The organism is Agrobacterium sp. NPDC090273, assembly GCF_044772305.1.
In the GTDB taxonomy this organism is placed as follows: Bacteria; Pseudomonadota; Alphaproteobacteria; order Rhizobiales; family Rhizobiaceae; genus Agrobacterium.
On sequence record NZ_JBIVYN010000006.1, the window covers coordinates 238,532 to 262,202 of the forward strand.

The following is a 23,671-nucleotide window of genomic DNA, read 5'->3' on the forward strand; positions in this document are numbered from 1 at the left end:
GAAAGTCTCTGGATGAACAAGGCCATTACGATCGTTGTCTGGTTGCTTGTTTCGGTTTGCGTTCTGGCCATCATTACGATGCCGGTCAGCCTGCAAACCCATCTCGTGGCGACGGCTATTTCGCTGGCGCTCCTTGCGACGATAAAATCGTTCAACGGTCAGGGCGCCTGGCGGCTGATCGCGCTGGGGTTCGGCACCGCGGTCGTTTTGCGTTATGTTTACTGGCGCACCACCAGCACCTTGCCGCCCGTCAATCAGCTTGAGAACTTCATCCCCGGCTTCCTGCTTTACCTCGCTGAAATGTATAGCGTGGTCATGCTGGGTCTCAGTCTTGTCATCGTGTCGATGCCGTTGCCGTCACGCAAGACGCGTCCCGGTTCGGTCGATTACCGCCCAACTGTCGATGTGTTCGTGCCAAGCTACAACGAGGATGCCGAACTTCTGGCGAATACGCTGGCTGCCGCCAAGAACATGGACTATCCGGCTGACAAGTTTACGGTCTGGCTCCTGGACGACGGCGGTACGGTTCAGAAGCGCAATGCAACCAGCATTCCCGATGCGCAGGCAGCACAGCGCCGCCACGACGAATTGAAGAAGCTTTGCGAGGATCTCGACGTTCGTTATCTTACCCGCGAACGTAACGTCCATGCCAAAGCCGGTAATCTGAACAACGGGCTCGAGCACTCGTCGGGTGAGTTGATCACCGTGTTCGATGCCGACCATGCGCCCGCTAGGGACTTTCTGCTGGAGACGGTTGGCTATTTCGAGGAAGACCCGCGTCTGTTTCTCGTGCAGACGCCGCATTTCTTCGTCAATCCCGATCCGATCGAGCGGAATCTTCGCACCTTCGAGACGATGCCGAGCGAAAACGAGATGTTCTACGGCATCATCCAGCGCGGGCTCGACAAATGGAACGGCGCATTCTTCTGCGGCTCTGCCGCCGTGTTGCGCCGTGAAGCGCTTCAGGACACTGACGGATTCAGTGGCGTCAGCATCACCGAAGATTGCGAGACGGCGCTCGCACTCCACTCCCGTAAGTGGAACAGCGTTTATGTCGACAAGCCGCTGATTGCCGGCTTGCAACCGGCGACCTTCGCAAGCTTCATTGGTCAGCGCAGCCGGTGGGCACAGGGTATGATGCAGATCCTGATCTTCCGCCAGCCGCTATTTCGGCGTGGCCTCTCGCTGACGCAGCGCTTGTGCTACATGTCCTCGACGCTCTTTTGGCTTTTCCCTTTTCCGCGGACGATCTTTCTGTTCGCACCACTTTTCTACCTTTTCTTCGACCTCCAGATTTTCGTGGCGTCGGGCGGCGAATTTCTGGCCTATACTGCGGCCTATATGCTCGTAAACCTGATGATGCAGAACTACCTCTACGGCAGTTTCCGCTGGCCATGGATTTCTGAGCTGTACGAGTATGTTCAGACGGTGCATTTGCTGCCCGCTGTTGTCTCCGTGATTTTCAACCCCGGCAAGCCAACCTTTAAGGTCACCGCCAAGGACGAGTCCATTGCGACTGCAAGGTTGTCGGAAATCAGCCGTCCCTTCTTTGTGATCTTTGGCGTCCTGGTGATTGCCATGCTCTTTGCGATCTGGCGTATCTACAGCGAGCCCTACAAGGCTGACGTTACGCTGGTCGTCGGTGGCTGGAACCTCCTCAATCTCATCTTTGCCGGATGCGCGCTTGGCGTCGTATCCGAGCGTGGCGAAAAGTCGGCCTCCCGGCGTATCACCGTCAAGCGCCGTTGCGAGATCCAGCTTGTTGACGACGAGCGCTGGATACCCGCCTCTGTCGAAAACGTTTCCGTTCACGGCATGCTGGTCAATCTTTTCGAAAGTGGCCTCAAACCGATCGAGAAGGGGACGGCAGGTGTTATCCGCGTGAAGCCGCACAGCGAGGGTGTTCCCGAAACGATGCCAATCAACATCGTTCGTAGCACAAAGGGCGATGGTTTCGTTTCCATTGGCTGCACGTTCTCGCCACAACGGGCCATCGATCACCGTCTTATCGCAGATCTCATTTTCGCCAACTCGGAACAGTGGAGCGAGTTTCAGCGGGTTCGCCGTAAAAATCCCGGTCTAATTCGTGGCACCGCGATCTTCCTGGCAATTGCACTCTTCCAGACGCAGCGCGGCCTGTATTACCTCGTACGGGCCATGAAACCGGAAACGCCAGCGCCAACTCCAGCAAAATCAGCCGGAGCGTCGAAATGATGAGACGGTACCTCTCCGCGGGATTGTTCTGGAGCCTCATTGCAAGCTGTGCTTTTGCGCAGTCGTCCCCGTTTGACATGTCACCTGAAAGGCCTGCAGGTTCTTCGCCCGCGCCCGTTCCTTCGCGTCCACCTTCTCCGGTTCAGCCCCCGGTAGCAGTGCCGCCAGTCGTCCAACCCGTGGCCCCCCAGCCGGTCCAGCCACCGCAGGTTCGGTCGCAATCTCCATTGCCCGCACCCATTCCACCGGCGGTATCGACCCCCGCCACGGTAAAGGTTGAGCAAGGCGGAGACACTCGCCGCTATGTCTTGCCCTACGAAAAGCTTACGCTGTCGGGCGAGATGGATCAGCGGCAGTGGAGTTTTTATCTCACACCGGAGCAGGTGAACGCTGCGGTCTCACTGAACATCGGTTACCAGAACGCCGTCGTGGTTGCGCCGGAAAGCTCTACGCTTCAGGTCAGCTTGAACAACGTGCCGCTTGAAGCCGTTAAGATAGAGGCCCCAGATGTCGAGGGAACTGTTTCTCTAAAAATCCCTCAAGGCGTTTTGCAGACGGGTGCGAATATCCTGACGCTCGGAGCCGAACAACGCCATCGAACCGATTGTACCATCCAGTCAACTTACGATCTCTGGACCGAGATCGATCCTGCAGAAACCTACATCGACTTTAATTCCAACGTCTCAGGGCGATTTACAAACCTTGACGATATTCAGGCGACCGGCCTGGACGAGAATGCGGCGACATCGATCGAGATCGTTGCTCCGGGCCTGGCAAATCCGGCCTTTGCGAGTTCGCTTTTGAGGCTTTCGCAGGCGCTGGCGTTGAGAACGCAGATGCCAAACCAGAATATTCGGATTGTTTCGACGTTGCCATTGGAGCGAAAGGCCGGAACACTTGTGGTTCTGGTTGGCACTGCGCGCGAACTTGCGGCTATTAGCAAAAATCTGCCTCCAGAGGCGTTCACAGCAGCCTTCGCGGACTTCGAGAACGGCGTCGTCGATAATCTCTCTCCTTTGCTCGTTTCGGGTCCGACACTTCAGGCGGTCGATTCAGCCATCGAGACCCTTTTCACGCCGATGGTGCGTGCTCCAGGAACACAACGCGCGACACTTGCGACAAAAGCCTGGCACGCTCCGGATGTTCCTCTTGTCCTGTCGGATCGGCGCATCCCGCTTTCTGAACTGGGGCTGCAAAGCAGCGAGTTCGCCGGTCGTCGCTTCCGGACAGACTTCTACATCGGGATGCCGGCTGACTTTTATGCTTCCGCCTACGGAGAAGCATCGTTGCTGCTGGATGCTGCCTATTCCTCGAAGGTGCTTCCGGGCAGCCATATCGACATTTACGTCAACGGCAATATCGCCTCGACCGTGCCGATTTCCAACAATGGCGGCGGGATTTTCAGGCATTTGCCGATCAAGGTGACGATGCGGCATTTTCAGCCCGGACCGAACCGGGTCACCCTTGAGGCTGTCCTTATGACGGCTGAGGATCAGGCTTGTGCGCCTGGTGCGACGACCAGCGCAACCCCGCGTTTTGCGTTGTTCGATACATCCGAAATGCATATCCCAGATTATGCGCGCGTTGGACGCAAGCCAGATCTGGCGGCGATGGCCGGTACCGGCAGGCCTTATCCGAGGGGCGAGGACCCGGTTGCTGTTTCCCTCGATCGCTTCGAGGCCGATACCATGTCGGCCGCGGCAACGCTGGTCAGTCGAATTGCAGTTGCCTCCGGACGACCGATGGAAATTGAAACCGTGGCGTCTCCGCTGGTGATCGGTGACCGTGACGCGTTATTCGTCGGCATGATCTCCCAACTACCGCAGGCCCTGATAAGTCAGTTCAACCTCGCACCGACAAGTCAGGTGGCGTGGAAAACCGGGACTACGGTCCAGGCCCCGGCCCAAAACCAGAATGTCCTTTTCGACCAATGGCGTGAACGCGTAGATGGAGGAATTTGGCAAGGGCAGGTGTCGTCCCTCGAAGAATGGCTGAAACGGAATTTCGATCTCAGTTCGGATACGTTGCGTTTCCTGCCGTCGGCTGAACAGTCGTATTCGCCGCCGGACAATGTTTCGTTTATGCTGGCACAGGGGCTAAGCCCTTCGGGTGAGGGGGTCTGGACGCTGGCGACAGCCCCGACTGCCACCGAGCTTCGTGAAGGTGTCTCGGCCATGACCCATGAGGATCGTTGGCGGCAGGTTTCGGGCCGTGTTGCCGCTTACGATGGAAATGCCGACAAGATCGAGACGGTCGAGGTCGAGCGTCCGCATATGGATATCAGGCAGCCGTTTTCGATCTGGAACTGGAGGCTTATTGCTGCCAACTGGCTTTCTTCAAACGTCTTCTCCTATTCGTTGGCCTTCATTGGCTTTGTAACGATCCTTGGAATCGCAACATTCTCGATGTTGCGTCTGATGGGGCGAAAGCGATGATAAAGGTTTTGCTCTTCAGGCTGCTGATTGTGTTGCCGTTGTCCTTTTCGCTTTTTATGCCACTCGCTGGAGTGGCCAGAGCCGCTTCGATAGATCCGCAGGCATGGGCGGCCTATAAGGGGGCCTTCCTCGATCCGGGTGGCCGCATTCTGGACACGGGAAATGGCAGCATCAGCCATAGCGAAGGCCAGGGCTACGGCATGTGGCTCGCCGTTCTCGCAGATGACATGGCCGATTTCGAACTGATCTGGAGTTTCACACGCACAGAGCTTCTCGTCCGCAACGATGGTCTTGCCGCCTGGAAGTGGGACCCAAATGCCAAACCTCACGTGAGTGACATCAATAACGCAACGGATGGGGATATCCTGATCGCTTATGCTCTGGCGCTTGCCGCGGGCCAGTGGGATCGGCTTGATTACGCTCAGGCTTCGGCGGCTATTGCGTCAGCAATCCTGAAAAATGCGGTGGTACAACATGGCGGAAAAACCTTGCTCCTTCCCGCAGCCAGTGGTTTTGGGGCTGACGATCGTAGCGATGGACCTGTCGTCAATCCGTCCTATCTAATCTTTGAGGCTTTCCCCGTCCTGAACGTCGTCTCGCCCTCACCACTGTGGCAAGGGCTGACTGACGAAGGGTTGGCCCAGATCGACGCGTTCGCATTCGGCCCGCGCAACCTCCCCGCGGACTGGGTCTCCGTGAAGACAAAACCGCAGCCCGCTAAGGGCTTCCCGGCCGAGTTCGGTTATAATGCCGTCCGTATCCCGCTTTATCTCGTGCGCGCGCAGCAAGGTTCTTCCGCGCTTCTGGCAAGGTTAGGCAAGGGAATGGCGTCTGACGGCGGAGTTGCGGGTACATTTGATTTGAAAAGCGGTGATCTAAAAGATGTGTTGGCCGACCCCGGCTATCGCATCATCGTGGCGCTCGCCGAGTGTGCGGCCAGTGGAAATCCCGTGGCTGAAGACATGAAGAGCTTTAAGCCAACCCTTTATTATCCTTCGACATTGCATCTTCTGGCTTTGTCGTATCTGTCGACGAAAAACGGGGCGTGCCGATGAACAAACCCCTTTCGACTTCGGCTCTTATTCTCGCTTTGGTGGCGCTTTCCGCCTTCCATTGGCGTGACGAGATATTGGGCCGGGTTTCTGATGTGCACACGGGAGCGGTCAACGACGGCAATCCGACGCAGCGTGCGTCTTCCACGACGGCCAATCCGGCCGATATCAATTCATTCCTGAGGAGCCGTGAACTGGCGCAGGCAACGCCGCCGGTTACCGTTCCTGCAACGGCGCCCCAACAACCCCGGCAGGGTGAGCGATCGCAACAGAACCCAGCCGAAGCTGTGACGGCTCAGAATGGTCAGGCCGCACCTTCAGGGCAAAACCCTGATGTCGATCTGAGCGCATTGCGCTACTTTGCGGCGAAAGGCGATACTCAACGATTGCAGGCTGAAATTGCGCGTCTGCGCATCCTCTATCCCAACTGGACACCACCGTCCGATCCTCTTGCCATCCCCGAAAACGGCGACGCGCAGCTTGACGCAATGTGGCAGCTCTATGCCAACGGCCGATATGCAGAGGTGCGCAAGGCCATAGCGGATAGGCAGCAGGCAGAACCAGGCTGGCAGCCTCCGAGCAATCTGAGCGACATGCTGGCTCTTGCCGAAGCGCGCCAACGTCTTGTCAATGCATCCGATCTCAAGCAATACGCCGTTGTGGTGGATACGGCTGCTTCCAATCCAAGCCTGCTGACATGCGGAGAGGTCGATGTCCTCTGGCGTGTCGCCGAAGCCTTTGCCAGTACCGAGAGGACAGCCAGAGCACGTGACGCCTATCTCTACGTCTTGAACAATTGCACGACCGGCAGTGATCGTCTTGCGACAATCCAGAAGGCATCGACCTTGCTGCCCATGGAGATGATGGAAGACCTTCTCTCCACTGAGAAGGCCGGTGCCGACGGGCAGCTCGAGTTCGAGCCGGTCAAGAACGACCTTGCACGACAGTTCGTCGCGAAGGCAGGCGAGCCCGTGACGAAGGAGGAAACCGAGACGAGGATGGCGAGTGCACCGGTCACCGTTCCGTCCGCCTATCTCATGCGGCTTGAGCGCCTTGCTGAAACTGACAAGCTGGCGAGTGACGCCCTGCTGCTTGGCTGGTACCAAATCCGCCACAAGAATTTGCCGGAGGCAGAGAAATGGTTCCGCCGTGCGCGCGAAGAAGAAGATACGGCCTCTGCCTCACAGGGGCTCGCGCTCACCTTGATCGATCGCAATGAACCTCGCGAAGCTGAAGACGTCATGTATAAATGGCGTAGTTCTTCGGATGATGCACACGCGACTTACCTTGCGGCAACAGCCAATCTCCTGGCGCTGGAGCCTCCACTCGTTCTTCCTGCCGACGTCCTGCAACGTATCGCTGCTGAAACAATGGAAGAAAAAGACGCAGCGACTGCACAGCAATTTGGGTGGTATTCGCGTGCCTTCCGGCAGACGCCGCTCGCGCTGCAGTGGTTCTCCACGGCGCTTGGCTGGAAACCGGATGACGAGCCTTCGGCATATGGACTTGCTCTCAGTTATCACGATCTGCGCAATCTTGCCGCGCTCAGAAGCCTGCAACAGCAGTGGGCAAGCCAGTCACAACGCATCGCCGACGTCGGAACAGCGCGGACAGTCGAGCCTTCCGTTCCGGTCTCTGTCGCCCCGTTACAGCCGATGGTACCTCAGACGCAGGTACCGGCGCAGACGGTCACTCAGGGGGACGTACCCATTGCCTACAACCCACCCACCGCCGGTCGGGTGACACAGGACGCACCGCGCAGGCAGGCGCGTGTTTCTGCGCAGGTTCCGCGTGCTCGCTCCTGCTCAGTTTATCCGGATCCGCAAAGACTTTCAGCCCAGCAGGCACTTGATCTCGGTTGGTGCCTGATGGAATCAAATCGACCGGCCGAGGCTTTGAAAGCGTTCGATTCCGCGATTGCCGGCGGACAATCCACGGTGCGCAGCGATGCAGCATACGGCCAGAGCCTCGCATATCTGCGCATGGGGTTGACCGACAACGCAGCGGTCTCTGCAACGAGGTCGACGCTGGATCACTCAAAGGCGGCCGAATTGCAGGTGGCAATTCTGGCAGAAAGGGCGCTCGCTGCGTTTCAGTCACGCCGTTATGCAGAAACGCTCCTCTTGCTTGACCAGCGGGCGAGACTTGTCGATGAGCGGAGCGACTTGATGGTGATACGTGGTTATTCCTACCTCGCCATGCGGCGTTACGCTGATGCGACCCAGATTTTCGAAAGTGTCGCCTCTACCGGCAACCAGGATGCAATCAAGGGACTGGCTGCGGTGCGTGCCGCAAATCCCAAGGGCGGTCCGCAGGGCGGCGGTTGATCGTGGTTGCGGAAAGAATGGCGGCTTTTGTACTGGCAAAGCCTGCCAGGTGACTCACTGTCTATCGGTGAGGTTGCGGATCGTACGCATGAAAATGCGTGCACCAATCTCGATCAATTCGTCGGGAAAATCGTAGTCGGGATTGTGCAGGCTGGCTGAATTCATGCCCGCGCCGAGGAAAAACATGGCGGATGAAGATACTGATCGGAACCGCCCGAAATCCTCCGAGCCACGCATTGGCAATCCTTCTGTACCCCGAGTGATTTTCTCATCGTCCAGAGCCTGGATGAGGTGAGAGGTGGCGTCCGAAGCGTTGTCGCAATACAGGAATATGTCGTCGTAAGTCATTTCAATCGCTAGTTTTTCGCTCGCCGCAACCTTGTGTGCCAACGCTTCCGCATCTGCACAAAGCGCTGCCATTCTGTCATCGGTCAAAGTCCGCAAGGTCACCCAGATTTCTGCGTCAGCGGGTGATATGCCAAAAGCTGCCTCGCCCATTGAGGCATGCGTGACAGTCACCATCGAAAAATCCGACTGCGAGGGATGGCCTGAACCAAGTTCGGTCAGGGCCGGCATCAACTGCGATATAGCCTGCATCGGCGAGATGCCGTACTCTGGCATGGAGGCGTGCGCGGTCTTTCCCGACAGTTTGATTTTTAGCCCTCTCGATGCGCAGTTCACCGGACCATCGATGAGGCTGACATGGCCGAGGGGCAGCCCTGGCAAATTGTGGAGCGAGAAAGAGAAGTCGGGTTTGATCTCGGAAAATCGGGGATCGGCGAGAACCGCTGCAGCGCCGGCACCTGTTTCCTCTGCCGGTTGGAAAAGCAGGATTACCCGGCCGGTTTCAGGAGGGTTCCGTGAAAGGCCAAGAGCAAGGGCCGTCAGAATTGTCGAATGGCCGTCATGGCCGCAAAGATGCCCGCGGCCGTTTATGGTGGAGCTATAGGCGACGCCAGTCTTTTCCTCGATGGGCAGGGCATCGAGTTCGGAGCGGATCAGAATGGACGGGCCGGATCGCCCGCTATCGTAGACGGCCGCCACCCCGTGACCTCCAAGGTCAGCAAGAACTCGATCAGGCGCCGCTCTTTCCAGAAAGCGGCGGATGCGGATCGCCGTTTCTTTTTCTTCTCCTGAAATTTCCGGGAAACGGTGCAGCTCGCGACGAAAGTCCACGAGATCGATCAAGTCCTTGTTCGTCAAAAACATAATAATGCCCTGCTGGTTTCCATGGCGTCACGACGACCCTAAGACGTGTCGTGCTGCGATGGACCTTACAGGGCATTATTCTCAATGCAAAATCTTTGGTGCCTGCCAGCGCTTGCCGGATCTCTTCGGTTTTTCCGCCATGGCAATCAACTCGGCTGGAACCGGTACAGCTTTTTTGCTGAGGTCCAGACGGGCAAGTGCCGCGCGCGCCTTCTCCGCATATTCGAGATTTGCGGCATCGTCAGAATGATAGTGTTGCAGGCGGTCGAGAATTTCGGCTCCCTCCATCGATCGTCCTGCAGCGATCAAGGCGATGGCGCACTTGTAAAGGGCCTCGCGGTGGAACGGTGCGCGATTGATGACCTGGCGGAACGCTTCTGCTGCCTCGTTATGATGGCTTTGGGCAAGACGCGTCTCGCCGATACGGAGCCACAACATGACTGGATCATCGCTGCTTGCAAGGAGCGATGTGAAAGCGATTTCCGCTTCGCGGAAATCGCCTCTGTCGAACATCAGCTTTGCCAAGCCAAATTGCGCCCCGCCATGGTCTGGTGCCGCGTGAAGTACCTGGGAAAAGGCGACACTTGCCTTCGCCTTGGCGCCCGATTTGTAAAGCTTGAGGGCTTCCTCATAGACAAACCGGATGCTGCGCGGATGCAGTCGATCACCAAGGTTTTCACCCGAGCGCGTGCGGAAATGCGTACAGGATAGTTGGCGCTCCTCCGGGCCGAAGAAATATTTGTACGGCTCATTGCCGCGCAGGAAATCATAGGTCTTGAAACCCGCCTGTATCGCGCGGCGAATGCAGTGGCCATGCAACACAAGGCCCGGGGAGGGGGTCTTCCACTCCTCGTCACGGCCGGTGATGTAGAAAAGGACCGATAGCTTCTGTCGATCGATGATATTTGCAAGCGCGCCGAGCGGCCGCTCGCCTACCCAAAGCACGGGTACTTCAAGATTACCGCGGTGAAAACAGTCCATCAGCATCTGCCGTGTCGCGCCGATCAGAAGTTCAGTTCGTTCCTTGCCTTTGTGCGGTGCCCAGCGAATGCGCCAGAAGTGGAACAGAATATCCATGTCCCGCTTGATGGTATCCGCTGTTGCAAAGGTAATCCTGTACTCGTCGTCACTCTCGATCTTTCGAAGGAAACGCCGGAGTTTCTGGCGTGTCTGGCTGCTCATGCTTGTGTCGAGATAGGCGTCGAAGTCGTCGGGCAGCGTCACGACAGGGCAAATACTATTGTCGATATTGTAGGCGTTTTTCGGGGTGCTGTCGCGGAACATGACAAGCGGTCCCTGAAGCGCGTGGATCATTGCCTGCCGTCGCTCCGGCGGACCGGCGATGTAGTCAAGTTTGAGGTCGGTCCAGTTCTGCTGCCTGAGGTAGGAACAGAAACCGGCAACGGCATGATGCTCGTATTCGGGCAGGGTGATGAAGCCGGCATAATCGGCCGCCGCGTTACCGGCCATCACGATCGTGTCGTAATATCGCCCCGTCTTTTTATCCGGCTCGGTCAGCACGCGCAGTGGAAGAAATGCCACGTATGGAGAGCCTTCCGGCCTTTCGCGAAGTGCCAGAATAAACCAGCGCTTGCGACGCAACATGTAATCTTCCAGCCAGTACCAGGAGAGAAAGTGCTGGGCGTGCGGGTCCGCCATGAACACCTGATCCCAGTTTTCCCTAATGGCATTGAAACCGCTTACGGTATCGATGATGTCGATGCGCACTGTCCCCTCCCAATACAAGTGACAAAATCGGGCGAGTTCATTCTATGGGCAAATGGCGCGTCTCAAATATTCCCTTCGGATGAAAGAGAGGTATCAAATGGGATTAGCCCAGACTGATGACGTCTGCTGCGACGATGGAAAAACCGCTTGTCAGCCATTTTTGACGCTCTAACATGGCGGATGAATGCGGGTCCGAAGGAGCCGCGTGGCACAGGAGTTTCTATATGGCCGTCCCCTACATGCTGCTTACCGGCGCCAGCCGGGGAATAGGGCACGCCACCGTCAAGCTCTTCCAGGAAAAAGGATGGCGAATTCTGACAGTCTCACGGCAGCCCTTTTCTGAGGAGTGCCGATGGCCGGCTGCGCGCGAGAGCCATATTCAGGCTGATCTGGAGGACCTGTCCGCGATCGATGATCTTGCAGATGCCGTGCGCTCGCGATTGCCCGATGGAAAGCTGGCGGCCCTTGTGAACAATGCCGGCATCTCGCCGAAGGGCGAAGGCGGTAGCCGCCTCGGCGTTATGTCTACCACCGCAGAAGTCTGGACAAGGGTTCTCAACGTCAATCTTGTTTCGACAGCACTTCTGGCGCGCGCGCTTTTGCCGGAACTTGAGGCAGCAAGGGGCTCGATCGTCAATGTTACGTCCATCGTCGGCTCAAAAGTACATCCCTTTGCCGGCGTTGCTTATGCGACGTCGAAGGCAGCGCTGGCGGCCCTGACGCGCGAACTGGCACACGAATTCGGTCCGCGCGGCGTGCGTGCGAACGCCATCGCACCGGGTGAGATCAATACCGCTATCCTGTCACCCGGGACTGCGGAACTGGTTGAGGCACAAGTGCCGATGGGGCGGCTTGGAACAACCACCGAGGTCGCCCAGACGATCTATTTCCTTTGTTCGGACCAATCGACCTACATCAATGGTGCCGAGATCCACATCAATGGCGGCCAGCACGTCTGACGCCTCAATTCACGTATCAATCAAGCTGCAATGGAGCTTTTACCGATGACAATCCTGCCGAATTCCGTCGAGGGACGCGATATCGCCTACCAGATGCATCCGAACGTCAATCTGCGGAAGTTCGAGAAGACGGGCGGCCTTGTCATTGAGAGTGGTGAGGGCATCTATGTCACCGACAACAATGGCAAGCGCTACATCGAGGCGATGGCGGGCCTTTGGTCTGTTGCGCTCGGCTTTGGTGAAAAGCGTCTTGTGGAAGCCGCAACCAAGCAGATGCAGAAGCTCCCCTATTATCACACCTTTTCCTATAAGACGCATGGTCCTTCCGTCGATCTGGCGGAGATGCTGATCAAGCTAGCGCCTGTCCCGATGTCGAAGGTGCATTTCACCTCGTCGGGGTCTGAGGCAAACGATCTCGTTGCAAAGATGGTATGGTACCGGTCAAATGCGCTCGGCAACAAGGACAAGAAAAAGATCATCGGTCGCATCAAGGGTTATCACGGTGTCACCATCGCCTCGGCATCAATCACCGGGCTGCCGCGCAACCACGATAGCTTCGATCTGCCACTGGACCGGATGTTGCATACCGCCTGCCCCTCCTATGTGCATTTTGGCAAGGACGGTGAGAGTGAGGCGGAGTTCACCGCGCGCATCCTGAAAGAGCTGGAGGACCTGATCATCAGTGAAGGTCCGGAAACAATTGCCGCATTCTGGGGCGAGCCGGTCATGGGCGCAGGCGGTGTTCTTTTGCCGCCTGAGGGCTACTGGGCGGGTGTGCAGGCAATTATCAAGAAATACGACATCCTCCTTGTCGTTGACGAAGTCATTTGCGGGTTTGGACGCACCGGAAAAATGTTTGCCTGCGAAACTTACGGTATAAACCCGGATGTGCTTGTGGTTTCCAAGCAGATATCGTCGTCTTACATGCCGCTTTCGGCGGTCATCATGAACGACAATTTCTATCAGCCGATTGCAGACGAGTCTGACCGCATCGGTTCCTTCGGTCACGGTTTTACGGCGTCCGGCCATCCGGTCGCGACGGCAGTCGGTCTGGAAAACCTGAAGATCATTGAGGAGCGTGACCTGGTCGGTAACGTTGCTCGACAGGAGGGACTGTTCCTGGGCCACCTCAAGGCGCTCGCCGACCATCCGCTCGTCCATTCTTCACGTGGCGTTGGGCTGCTTGGTGCGCTTGAGATCAAGCCTTGGGAGGGGTTTAAGGCGGGAGATACGACGCTCGCCATCGCCGCTGCCATCGAATCGGAAGGAGTGATTACCCGGCCAATCGGTGAAGCCATCTGCTTCTGCCCGCCAATCATTATTACTGCGGAACAGCTTGATGAGTTGTTTGCCGGGGTCAAGCGCGGTCTTGACAAGGTCGCTGCAGAACGTGGGTGACGGCTGCCCACAATAGGACGCCCGCGTGGCGTTACATTCTGTGATGCCGGGTTAGCCCGGCATCCGCTCCAGAACCGGCGAGTGTAAGTTCATTCAATCAGAGCTTGAGTGCGCTGAACTTCTGACTTTCGAAGAAGACTATAGTCACTAGCTGGTCAGCCTCTGTAGGCGACAAGAACGGCCCCACAAGCAATCAGGATCACACCCAGCCAGTTCGGCAGGGACAGCTTTTCTCCGAGGAACAACACGGCGAAGACAGCGACAAACACGACGCTGAGTTTGTCGATCGGGGCTACCCTTGCCGCATCCCCGAGTTTCATCGCACGGAAATAACATATCCATGACACACCCGTCGCGAGGCCTGACAGTATCAGGAAAAGCCATGTTTTCGGCGAGATTTCGCTCGGCTGTTGCCAGTTTCCGGTAAGATAGACCATCAGTCCTGCCGCGAGAAGAATGACCACTGTCCGGACAAAGGTTGCGAAATCAGAATTGACGTTTTCCACGCCGATTTTTGCGAAAACAGCGGTAAGGGCTGCAAAGGCAGCAGATAGCAGTGCCCAGAATTGCCACGAGATGACGAGGTTTTTCACGTGGGTTCTCCGCTCATTTAAATCTATTTCACCGGATTGGCATCTCGTGGACCTGTTTGCAAGTGGTGCGCATGGACTTCGGTACCACTCGAAGCCCGCTCACCGAAAAATGCTCAAAATTCACACATGGTGAATTTATGTGCTTGACGATTGCGCGGATTCAGATTTGACTGAACCAATATCAAATTGGTTCGAACCATTGTCAGAAAATCCTGCAAATAGTCACTCAGAAAACTCGAACTACGCGTTGGAAAGATTACGCGAGCTGATTGCTGTCAGTGCCTTTGGCCGGGATGGAAAATTACCGACGGAACGATCGCTTTCTGAGCGCCTTGGTGTCGGTAGACGGGAAATTCGCCGCGCCTTCGAGGTTCTGGAGGCCGAAGGGCTCATCTGGCGCAAGCAAGGGGCGGGGACATTTCTCGGTCAGCGACCGGATAGCTGGAGTGATCACGCAGCCAGTCTGGTGGCCGGAACCAATTTCATGGAAATCATGGAGGTGCGCCTGCGGCTGGAGCCGCAACTGGCACAACTTGCAGCCATGCGGGCCAAACCTGGCGACATCGGCAGGATGCGTGAAACCTGCGCCAAAATTTATGAGCGGACAGATGCCGACTGGCGGGAGCTCTGGGATGGCTCTCTGCATAGACTGATCGCCCAAAGCGCTGGTAACCAGCTTTTCCTGTCACTGTTTGATGTCGTCAATCGTGTTCGCCAGGACCCTGTCTGGCAGGCGGTCCGCGAAAGGGCACGCCGCGCAGACAGGACGCTGAAGGAATCGCGTGATCAGCACGCGGAGATTATCGATGCCATCGAGGCACGTGATCCTGCAAAGGCCGGCGAGGCGATGCGCAATCATTTGCTGACATTGCAGGAGCGTCTGATCCGGCAAACGTCGATGGATCATCTCGATCAGCCATTTTCACCCGAAGGAGACGTGTGAGCGCATGGCAACGGACGTTCAGTCCGCAAAAGCAAGAACCGGAAAGCCGGCGGCTTTGAAGAAAAATCACCAGAGGAAGAACGATATGAAAAGACTTGCAAAATTTTCTGCCTATGTGCTGGCCGCCGGACTAATGGCATCTTCGGCATTGTCAGCCGAACTGCGCATCGGTCTGCAGGATGATGCGGATGTACTCGATCCCGCCCAGTCCCGCACCTTTGTCGGGCGCATTGTCTATACCAGCCTTTGCGACAAGCTGGTTGATCTCGACAACAATCTCTCGGTCATTCCGCAGCTGGCAACGGCATGGGCATGGGGCGACAATGGTGGCACCTTAACAATGGATTTGCGAAAGGGGGCTGTTTTCCACGACGGCACACCCTTCAACGCTGAAGCGGCAGTCTACAACATTGATCGTTACATGACCTTGCCGGAATCTCGGCGCAAGAGCGAGCTTGCTTCGGTCGCCAAGGTAGAGGCGACCGGCGAATACCAGATCAAGTTCACGCTGAAGAGCCCTGATGCAAGCCTTCTGGCGCAGCTCTCCGACCGTGCCGGAATGATGATTTCGCCCACCGCAGGCAAGGAACTTGGTGCCAACTTTGGTTCAAAACCAGTCTGCTCGGGCCCATTCAAATTCGTCGAGCGTATTCAGCAGGATCGCATCGTTCTGGAGAAATTTGCCGACTACTGGAACAAGGACAATATCTTCCTCGACAAGGTGACGTTCCTGCCCATTCCAGACACGACCGTTCGCCTCGCGAACTTGCGCGCCGGCGACCTCGATATGGCTGAACGCATCTCCGCATCCGATGCTGCTTCCGTCAAGGAAGATGGCAAGCTCACCTATGGTGAAATCGTCGGTCCGGGCTACATGGCAATGTATGCGAACATCGGTAATGGGCCGAAGGCCGATAATCCCTTCGGGAAGGACAAGCGTCTAAGACAGGCTTTTTCTCTTTCCATCGATCGCGAAGCGATTAATCAGGTGGTGTTTGAAGGCACAGCCATGGCAGGCAATCAGGCATGGCCGCCGTCAAGCCCCTGGTACAACAAGGATGTTCCAGTTCCGGCACGCGATGTCGAAAAGGCCAAGTCGCTCTTGAAGGAGGCCGGTTATGATCGCTTCGAGATTGAATTGCAGCACGCCAACAACACGACGCAGACGCAGATGATGCAGGTCATCCAGGCGATGGCGGCGGAAGCGGGTTTTGATGTGAAGCTGAAAGCAACGGAGTTTGCGACCCTTCTTTCGGAGCAGACTGCAGGGAACTACGTTCTGTCGCGTTCGGATTGGTCCGGTCGTTCCGACCCTGATGGGAACATCCATCAGTTCGTGACGTGCAAGGGCGGCATCAACGATACGAAATATTGCAATCCCGAGGTCGACAAGCTTTTGAACGAAGCACGTGCATCGACAGACAATGGCGTGCGCAAGGCAAAATATGATGCCGCGACCAAGATCCTCGATGAAGATCTGCCCCTGATCTATCTCGGTCATCAGGCCTATCTCTACGCGACATCGAAATCCGTCACTGGCTTTACGCCTTCCGCTGACGGGATGATCCGTCTGACCGGCGTGAAAAAAGGCTCCTAATTCGCTGACATGACGATCCGGCGCAGTTTTGACTGCGTCGGACGACCGGCTGCGGCCAAGGTTGGGCCACAAGGATCAGTTCCATGCATATCTACATCGGCAAGCGGCTTCTGGTAGCGATACCTACACTGCTCATCATCTCGATTTTTGTTTTTTCACTCCAGAAACTTCTGCCCGGTGACCCTATTCTGGCCATGGCGGGCGAAGAGCGCGATCCGGCGGTCATCGAACTGCTGCGTGAAAAGTACCGAATGAACGATCCCGTCGTCTATCAGTATTTCTATTGGCTCGGCTCGGTCGTACAGGGCGATTTCGGGATTTCTCTCAGAACAAACCAGCCGGTGCTTGAACTGATTGGGCAGAAATTGCCCGTAACAATCCAGCTTGCTGTGATGTCGATGTTTTTCGCGCTGGTGATCGGCGTGCCGATCGGCATCCTGGCGGCCGTGAAGCAGAACACCTGGATCGACTACGTATCCAACATCGTCGCTCTATCGGGACTTTCGATCCCAAACTTCTGGCTCGGCATCATGCTGATCCTTCTGGTGTCAGTGCAGCTCGGCTGGTTGCCTGCATCCGGCTACGAGTCGATATTTGTCGACCCGGTGCGGTCGATCCAGACGATGATCATGCCCTCTTTCGTGCTGGGCAACGCTTTGGCCGCAACGCTGATGCGCCACACACGTTCCGCCATGCTTTCGGTCATGAAATCCGATTATATCCGTACAGCGCGCGCAAAGGGACTATCGAACTGGCAGGTCATTCTCAGCCACTCTTTCCGTAATGCTCTCCTACCTATCATTACGCTCTCTGCTCTTCTTTTCGGCGAATTGCTCGCAGGCGCGGTTCTTACGGAGCAGATATTCACGATCCCCGGGTTTGGAAAGCTCATCGTCGATGCTGTTTTCACACGCGATTATGCGGTCGTTCAGGGTGTGGTGCTGTGTACGGCGATCGGCTTCATCTTGATGAACCTTCTGGCAGACGTCGTCACTGTTCTACTTAATCCGCGCATGAGGACCGCACTATGAACGCTTCCGCGCAGGCGATTGCCAATCCCGACAAAAAGCGCTCTGAAAGCCGTGCCTGGAAGAAGATGAAGCGCAATAAAAGCGCTGTCGCAGGGCTGATCATCATTGCATTTTTTGCCCTCCTTGCCGTATCCGCCCCGTTGCTGCCTCTGGCTGACCCTTACGCGACAAGCTGGAGCGCAATCCGCAAAGCACCGTCTGCGGCTCACTGGATGGGAACCGACGATATCGGCCGCGACATCCTCTCGCGCATGATCTGGGGCGCACAGGCGTCTTTGATGGCAGGCGTCATCTCGGTCGCCATCGCGGTTGTGACCGGTGTACCATTTGGCCTGATCTCCGGCTATTTTGGCGGCTGGGTCGATCAGATTATCTCTCGAATTACCGAAGCTTTCCTCGCCATGCCGTTCCTTATCATGGCGATTGCTCTGGCTGCCTTCCTTGGGCCGAGCCTGACCAACGCCATGATCGCCATCGGGCTCTCTGCCATGCCGATCTTCATCAGGCTGACGCGCGCCCAGGTTCTAGCCGTCAAGACAGAAGACTACATCGAGGGAGCACGTTCAATCGGGCTTGGCCATGGCGACATCATGCTTCGATACATCCTTCCCAACATCGTTCCTCCGATCATCGTGCAGGCAACATTGACAGTTGCTACCGCGATCATTGCTGAAGCCAGCCTTTCTTTCCTTGGCCTAGGCCAACAAGCGCCTGCCGCGAGTTGGGGCTCCATGCTTAATGTTGCCAAGAATTTTCTCTCACAAGCACCCTGGATGGCCATGTGGCCAGGGGCTGCCATTTTCCTCGTGGTGATCGGTTTTAATCTGCTGGGCGACGGTCTGCGTGATGCCCTCGATCCACGTGAACATTGATATACCGAAGGACAGAAAGATGACCACATTCACAACCCGCCCCGAGATCCTCGGTACGTTTGGTGTCGTAACCTCCACCCACTGGATCGCTTCTGCGGTCGGTATGAGCATCCTTGAAAAAGGCGGCAACGCATTCGATGCGGCGGTGGCAACCGGTTTCGTGCTGCAGGTCCTTGAACCGCACCTCAATGGTCCAGGCGGCGACATGCCCGCGATCATCTATTCCAAGAAAAAGGATAAGGTAGAGGTCATCTGCGCGCAGGGGCCGGCGCCTGCAGGCGCGACGATCGAGCACTACAAAAGCGAAGGTATCGATATCATCCCGGGTGATGGCCTGCTCTCGACAGTGATCCCCGGCGCGTTCGATGGCTGGATGCTGATGCTGCGAGACTACGGCAGCATGACCGTTCGCGAGGTACTTGAGCCTGCGATCCACTATCTCGAGAACGGCCATCCAATGCTTGCGCGGGTATCGGCCTCCATTGGTGGGCTAGCAGAGTTCTTTGAAAAGGAATGGCCGACGTCCTACGAAACCTGGGTGCCGGGAGGCGTCGTCTCGCAACCGCTCTCCAACTTCAAAAATCCAGTTCTTGCCGAGACCTGGAAGCGCATCGTCAAGGAGGCCGAAGCAAAGTCGGGCCGTGAGGCAGGAATCGAGGCCGCACGCGATGCTTTTTACCGTGGTTTTGTGGCCGAAAAAATTGCCGCTTATCTTGCGACGGCTGAAGTGATGGATGCCAGCGGCACGCGGCACAAGGGGGTACTTAGCGCCGACGACATGGCGAGCTGGCAAGCGACAGTGGAAGAGCCGACGACGTACGATTATCATGGCTGGACGATCGCAAAGACGGGCCCATGGGGGCAGGGGCCGGTTCTGCTTCAATCTCTGGCACTTTTGAAGGGGATCGATATTGCCAAAATGGACCCGGCCGGTCCTGACTTTGTCCACGCTGTGGTCGAGGCGATGAAGCTCTCATACGCGGATCGCGAGGTCTATTACGGTGATCCTGAGTTTGCGCAGGTTCCTGTCGAAACGCTCCTCTCGGACGCCTACAACGACGAGCGCCGCAAGCTTATCACTGACAAGGCGTCTATGGAGCTGAGGCCAGGCGTGCTTCCGGGGATGGAGCAGCAGCGCGATCTCACTATGGAAATGCTGAACGCGATGGCAGGCACCGGTGCGGTCTATGAGCCCACGATGTCGCATTTGACGGAAAAGCGTGGAGATACCGTGCATATCGATGTGATCGATCGGGAGGGCAACATGGTTTCGGTCACGCCATCGGGTGGCTGGTTGCAGTCCTCGCCGATCGTGCCAGGTCTTGGCTTCTGCCTCAATTCTCGTGCACAGATGTTCTGGCTGAAACCGGGACTTCCGACATCGCTTGCACCGGGAAAGCGTCCGCGCACGACGTTGACGCCTTCGCTTGCCCTTTTTGAGGGGCGCCCGACACTCGCATTCGGCACGCCGGGCGGTGACCAGCAGGACCAGTGGCAACTTTCGTTCTTCCTGCGTTACGCGCATTTCGGCCTCAACCTTCAGGAAGCCATTGACCTGCCGCTGTTCCATACCAGTCACTTCCCCGGCTCGTTTTATCCGCGCACCCGGCAGCCCGGAAATGTGATGATCGAAAAGAGCATCGGGGAAGATGCATTGCAGGAGTTACGCGAGCGTGGCCACGACATTTCCGTTGCCGATTCTTGGACCGTTGGCCGTCTGACAGCGGCGCGGCGGGATGCCGACGGTCTCTTGAGGGCCGCCGCGACGCCACGCCTCATGCAAGCCTATGCAGTCGGGAGGTAAGATATGAAGGAAAGCCAAACGCGATCGGCTGCAAACGTTCTTTCTGTCCGCAATCTGACGACGTCCTTCCGCGTCGACGGCGAATGGAAAAGCGTAGTGCGCAATCTGTCCTTCGACGTGAGGGCTGGGGAAACTGTTGCGATTGTCGGTGAAAGCGGCTCGGGAAAAAGTGTTACGTCGCTATCAGTCATGCGGCTCCTCGATCCACGAAACAGTCGCATTGAAGGCGCGGTAGAGCTGAATGGCAGGGAAATCCTATCTCTTTCAGAGGCCGAGATGCGCGATGTGCGCGGCAACGACGTCGCGATGATCTTTCAGGAGCCAATGACGTCGCTCAATCCTGTCTTCACGATAGGCCGGCAGATTTCTGAGGTTCTGGTTCGACACAAGGGCATGGACAAGGCGCAGGCAAAAGCAGAAACGATCAGGCTCTTGGAGAAGGTGCGCATTCCAAACGCTGCAGGAAGGTTCGAGGAGTATCCTCACCAGTTTTCCGGTGGTATGCGCCAACGTGTCATGATCGCCATGGCGCTCGCGTCGCGGCCGAAGCTCCTGATTGCCGACGAGCCGACGACAGCACTGGATGTAACGATCCAAGGTCAGATTCTCGATCTCATCAAGCAACTGCAGGAAGAGGAAGGTATGGCTGTCCTCTTCATTACCCATGATATGGGCGTTGTCGCGGAAATTGCCGACCGGACGATCGTGATGTTTAGGGGCGACCAGGTGGAGACAGGCGATACGGCCGATATTTTTCATTGCGGAAAGCACCCATATACCCGCGCCCTGCTTGCGGCTGTACCAAAGCTTGGCTCTATGGATGGTCAGGTATTGCCATTGAGGTTCCCCAAGGTGGACATGGCAAGCGGTGTCGTCAGTCAGAGCGCAGCACTTCCCGATACGGTGGAGGGTGGCAAAACGCCGGTTCTTCAGGTCCGTAATCTGGTTACCCGTTTTTCGATCCGCTCTGGTCTGTTCGGTCGTATAACGGGCGCAGTGCATGCAGTGGAAAATGTCAGCTTTGATCTCTTTCAGGGCGAAACGCTGTCTCTGGTGGGTGAATCCGGTTGCGGTAAATCTACCACAGGCAGGTCGATCACGCGGCTCGTCGAACCGCGTTCCGGTGATATTTCCCTGGACGGCTACGACGTGCTCAAGCTCGATCAGGCAAGTTTGAGGGCAATGCGCCGTAGCGTGCAAATGATCTTTCAAGACCCGTTTTCGAGCCTCAATCCACGCATGACGATCGGTGCCGCCGTTGCCGAACCGATGGTGAAACACCGCATCGCGTCGTCTTCTGAGGCACGCAAGAAGACCGAGGATCTTCTTGAGCGGGTGGGTCTTTCGTGCACGATGATGGACCGATACCCACATGAATTCTCGGGTGGCCAACGTCAGCGCGTTGCCATCGCGCGTGCTCTGGCGTTGAACCCGAAGGTGATTGTTGCCGATGAGAGCGTTTCGGCGCTCGACGTCTCGATCAAGGCGCAGGTCTGTAATCTGCTGATGGATCTCCAGGAACAGTTCAAGATCGCCTTCCTGTTCATCAGCCATGACATGGCCGTCGTCGAACGGGTAAGTCATCGCGTTGCGGTCATGTACCTCGGCGAAATCGTCGAGATCGGTCCGCGCGCAGCAATCTTCGCCAATCCGCAGCATTCCTACACGAAAAAGCTGATGGCGGCGGTGCCTGTGCCCGATCCTGCCCGCCGTGGCATTCGTCGCAATACCGCGATTGACGAACTTAAAAGTCCTGTGCGCCCTGTCGGTTACGTGCCTCCGGCGCGACAGTACCGTGAAGTTTCGCCCGGACACATGGTATTGGCGTGATCCATAGACGTCTGAAATAAAAAAGCCGGAGCATCAAATCGATGCTCCGGCTTTCTAGTTTGCCTGCACGGAAATCCGAAACAGGCGGGACCCTGGGAGGTCTTGTTCTTTTTATTCCGCGGGCTGTGCCGATGCCGGAACGGCATCCACATCCGCGATCCCGGATACGTTTTCCTCGCCGCTCAGAACGCGGGCGAGCTGCGCCTGATCGAGTTCGCCTTCCCAGCGGGCAACGACGATGGTGGCGACTGCGTTGCCAACAAAGTTGGTGAGCGCGCGGCATTCAGACATGAAGCGGTCGATGCCGAGAATGAGTGCCATGCCGGCAACCGGAACGGAAGGAACCACGGACAGCGTAGCGGCGAGGGTGATGAAGCCCGCGCCGGTAATGCCCGCGGCACCCTTGGAGCTGAGCATCGCTACGAGAAGCAGCAGGATCTGTTCGCCAAAGGACAGGTCGATGCCCGTCGCTTGCGCGATAAAGAGTGCTGCGAGGGTCATGTAGATATTGGTGCCATCAAGGTTGAAGGAGTAACCGGTCGGGATGACAAGGCCGACGACAGAACGTTTGCAGCCTGCCTTTTCCATTTTGCTCATAAGGCCCGGAAGGGCGGCCTCGGACGACGATGTGCCGAGAACGAGAAGCAATTCTTCCTTGATGTAGCGGATAAGCGCCAGGATCGAGAAACCATTGTAGCGGCAAACGGCACCGAGGACCACGAACACGAACAGGAAGGAGGTGACGTAGAATGTTCCGATCAGCATCGCCAGATTGGTAACGGACGAAATGCCGTATTTGCCGATGGTGAACGCCATGGCGCCGAATGCACCGATCGGGGCAGCCTTCATCAGGATCGCGACAAGCTTGAAGATCGGATACATCAGGGCGTGCATGAAGTCGACGACCGGCTGACCTTTCTCGCCGACGATACCGAGTGCGATGCCGAACAGAACCGAGAAGAACAGAACCTGAAGAATGTCACCACTTGCGAACGCACCAACGATGGTGGTCGGGATGATGTTCATGAGGAAGCCCGTGATCGTCTGTTCATGTGCCTTGTCGGCATAGGTTGCAACGGCCTTGGCATCCAGCGTTGCCGGATCAATGTTCATGCCGGCGCCAGGTTGGACCGTATTGGCCACGATGAGGCCGACGATCAGCGCGAGCGTGGAGAAGACAAGGAAGTAGATCATCGCCTTGCCGGCGACGCGACCAACTTTCTTCATGTCATTCATGCCGGCGATGCCGGTCGCCACGGTCAGGAAGATGACCGGCGCAATAATCATCTTGACCAGGCGGATGAAGCCATCCCCGAGTGGCTTCAGCTCTTCGCCGAAAGCTGGGTAGAAATGGCCAAGTGCAATGCCGGCTATGATGGCAACCAGAACCTGGAAATACAGGTGCTTGTAAAAAGGCTGCTTGGCGTGGCCTGCGGCCACGGCTGTCGTATCGATCATGTCTGTTCCTCCTCGGCCTAACCCTGCCCTGATTGGCCTCCCGGGTTTGCCGCGACGTTGACGGCTCGAAGCCGATTGAGGAGTCATGAGCAATATGCATGCCAGATCTGCGAAATCGCCATAACGGCCTGATTTAAAATATTATTTTTTTGGACGCGTATTTAGGTAGGTACTATTCAGTATAGAATTCCGGACATGGCGACTTGTATTTTGTGCGGAAA

General features: G+C 56.7%; 16 protein-coding genes. 12 read left to right on the forward strand and 4 right to left on the reverse strand.

The annotated features are described in order from the left end of the window. Positions 1–12: 12 nt before the first annotated feature. The 4 genes from bcsA to ACIQT8_RS17600 are packed head-to-tail and all read left to right on the forward strand — an operon-like array spanning position 13 to position 8,028. Positions 13–2,214 (forward strand): UDP-forming cellulose synthase catalytic subunit, encoded by a 2,202-nt coding sequence (bcsA, locus tag ACIQT8_RS17585; protein WP_400967685.1) that lies wholly within the window; start codon positions 13–15, stop codon positions 2,212–2,214. After that, positions 2,214–4,649, forward strand: a complete 2,436-nt coding sequence (locus tag ACIQT8_RS17590) for a cellulose biosynthesis cyclic di-GMP-binding regulatory protein BcsB (protein WP_400968054.1) — start codon at positions 2,214–2,216, stop codon at positions 4,647–4,649. Before bcsA ends, ACIQT8_RS17590 begins: the two co-directional genes overlap by 1 nt. Before the next feature lie 56 nt (positions 4,650–4,705). Then, positions 4,706–5,704, forward strand: a complete 999-nt coding sequence (locus ACIQT8_RS17595; protein ID WP_400968057.1) for a glycosyl hydrolase family 8 — start codon at positions 4,706–4,708, stop codon at positions 5,702–5,704. Further along, entirely contained in the window at positions 5,701–8,028 is a 2,328-nt protein-coding gene (locus ACIQT8_RS17600) for a cellulose synthase (protein ID WP_400967688.1), read from the forward strand. The genes ACIQT8_RS17595 and ACIQT8_RS17600 overlap by 4 nt, the downstream gene beginning before the upstream one ends. Before the next feature lie 54 nt (positions 8,029–8,082). Here the strand turns inward: ACIQT8_RS17600 and ACIQT8_RS17605 are convergent, their stop codons facing one another. Continuing rightward, on the reverse strand, positions 8,083–9,237 hold the full coding sequence (locus ACIQT8_RS17605) for an amidohydrolase (RefSeq protein WP_400967691.1): 1,155 nt from the start codon (positions 9,235–9,237) through the stop codon (positions 8,083–8,085). 81 nt (positions 9,238–9,318) lie between these two features. Then, positions 9,319–10,965 (reverse strand): GNAT family N-acetyltransferase, encoded by a 1,647-nt coding sequence (locus ACIQT8_RS17610; RefSeq protein ID WP_400967694.1) that lies wholly within the window; start codon positions 10,963–10,965, stop codon positions 9,319–9,321. A gap of 224 nt (positions 10,966–11,189) precedes the next feature. Here ACIQT8_RS17610 and ACIQT8_RS17615 point away from each other — a divergent pair, with 224 nt between their 5' ends. Both ACIQT8_RS17615 and ACIQT8_RS17620 read left to right on the forward strand, forming a co-directional pair. Continuing rightward, positions 11,190–11,924: an SDR family NAD(P)-dependent oxidoreductase gene (locus ACIQT8_RS17615; RefSeq protein ID WP_262528347.1), complete on the forward strand. Its 735-nt coding sequence runs from the start codon at positions 11,190–11,192 to the stop codon at positions 11,922–11,924. 45 nt (positions 11,925–11,969) lie between these two features. Then, on the forward strand, positions 11,970–13,322 hold the full coding sequence (locus ACIQT8_RS17620; RefSeq protein ID WP_400967698.1) for an aspartate aminotransferase family protein: 1,353 nt from the start codon (positions 11,970–11,972) through the stop codon (positions 13,320–13,322). A 155-nt stretch (positions 13,323–13,477) separates the two neighbouring features. Here the strand turns inward: ACIQT8_RS17620 and ACIQT8_RS17625 are convergent, their stop codons facing one another. Further along, complete coding sequence (locus ACIQT8_RS17625) at positions 13,478–13,915, reverse strand: EamA family transporter (protein WP_400967701.1); 438 nt, start codon at positions 13,913–13,915, stop codon at positions 13,478–13,480. Between the two features lie 199 nt (positions 13,916–14,114). On the opposite strand from ACIQT8_RS17625, the gene ACIQT8_RS17630 reads away from it, so the two are divergent. The 6 genes from ACIQT8_RS17630 to ACIQT8_RS17655 all read left to right on the forward strand — a co-directional run bounded on the left by ACIQT8_RS17630 (position 14,115) and on the right by ACIQT8_RS17655 (position 21,992). Next, a complete protein-coding gene (locus ACIQT8_RS17630; protein WP_400967704.1) occupies positions 14,115–14,858 on the forward strand; it encodes a FadR/GntR family transcriptional regulator in 744 nt (247 codons plus the stop codon). Positions 14,859–14,991: 133 nt separating this feature from the next. Next, positions 14,992–16,455, forward strand: a complete 1,464-nt coding sequence (locus tag ACIQT8_RS17635; RefSeq protein WP_400968060.1) for an ABC transporter substrate-binding protein — start codon at positions 14,992–14,994, stop codon at positions 16,453–16,455. A gap of 83 nt (positions 16,456–16,538) precedes the next feature. After that, positions 16,539–17,486 (forward strand): ABC transporter permease, encoded by a 948-nt coding sequence (locus ACIQT8_RS17640; protein WP_400967707.1) that lies wholly within the window; start codon positions 16,539–16,541, stop codon positions 17,484–17,486. Further along, positions 17,483–18,358, forward strand: coding sequence for an ABC transporter permease (locus ACIQT8_RS17645; RefSeq protein WP_400967710.1), 876 nt, complete (start codon positions 17,483–17,485; stop codon positions 18,356–18,358). The genes ACIQT8_RS17640 and ACIQT8_RS17645 overlap by 4 nt, the downstream gene beginning before the upstream one ends. Before the next feature lie 19 nt (positions 18,359–18,377). Beyond that, positions 18,378–20,162, forward strand: a complete 1,785-nt coding sequence (locus ACIQT8_RS17650; RefSeq protein ID WP_400967713.1) for a gamma-glutamyltransferase family protein — start codon at positions 18,378–18,380, stop codon at positions 20,160–20,162. 3 nt (positions 20,163–20,165) lie between these two features. Then, positions 20,166–21,992 carry an ABC transporter ATP-binding protein gene (locus ACIQT8_RS17655; protein WP_400967716.1) on the forward strand — a complete coding sequence of 609 codons (1,827 nt, stop codon included), beginning with the start codon at positions 20,166–20,168 and terminating at the stop codon, positions 21,990–21,992. Positions 21,993–22,103: 111 nt separating this feature from the next. Here ACIQT8_RS17655 and ACIQT8_RS17660 read toward each other — a convergent pair whose 3' ends face one another. Beyond that, the gene (locus ACIQT8_RS17660) at positions 22,104–23,450 is read right to left on the reverse strand and encodes a dicarboxylate/amino acid:cation symporter (RefSeq protein WP_262528356.1); all 1,347 of its coding nucleotides are present in this window, start codon (positions 23,448–23,450) and stop codon (positions 22,104–22,106) included. Positions 23,451–23,671 lie beyond the last annotated feature (221 nt).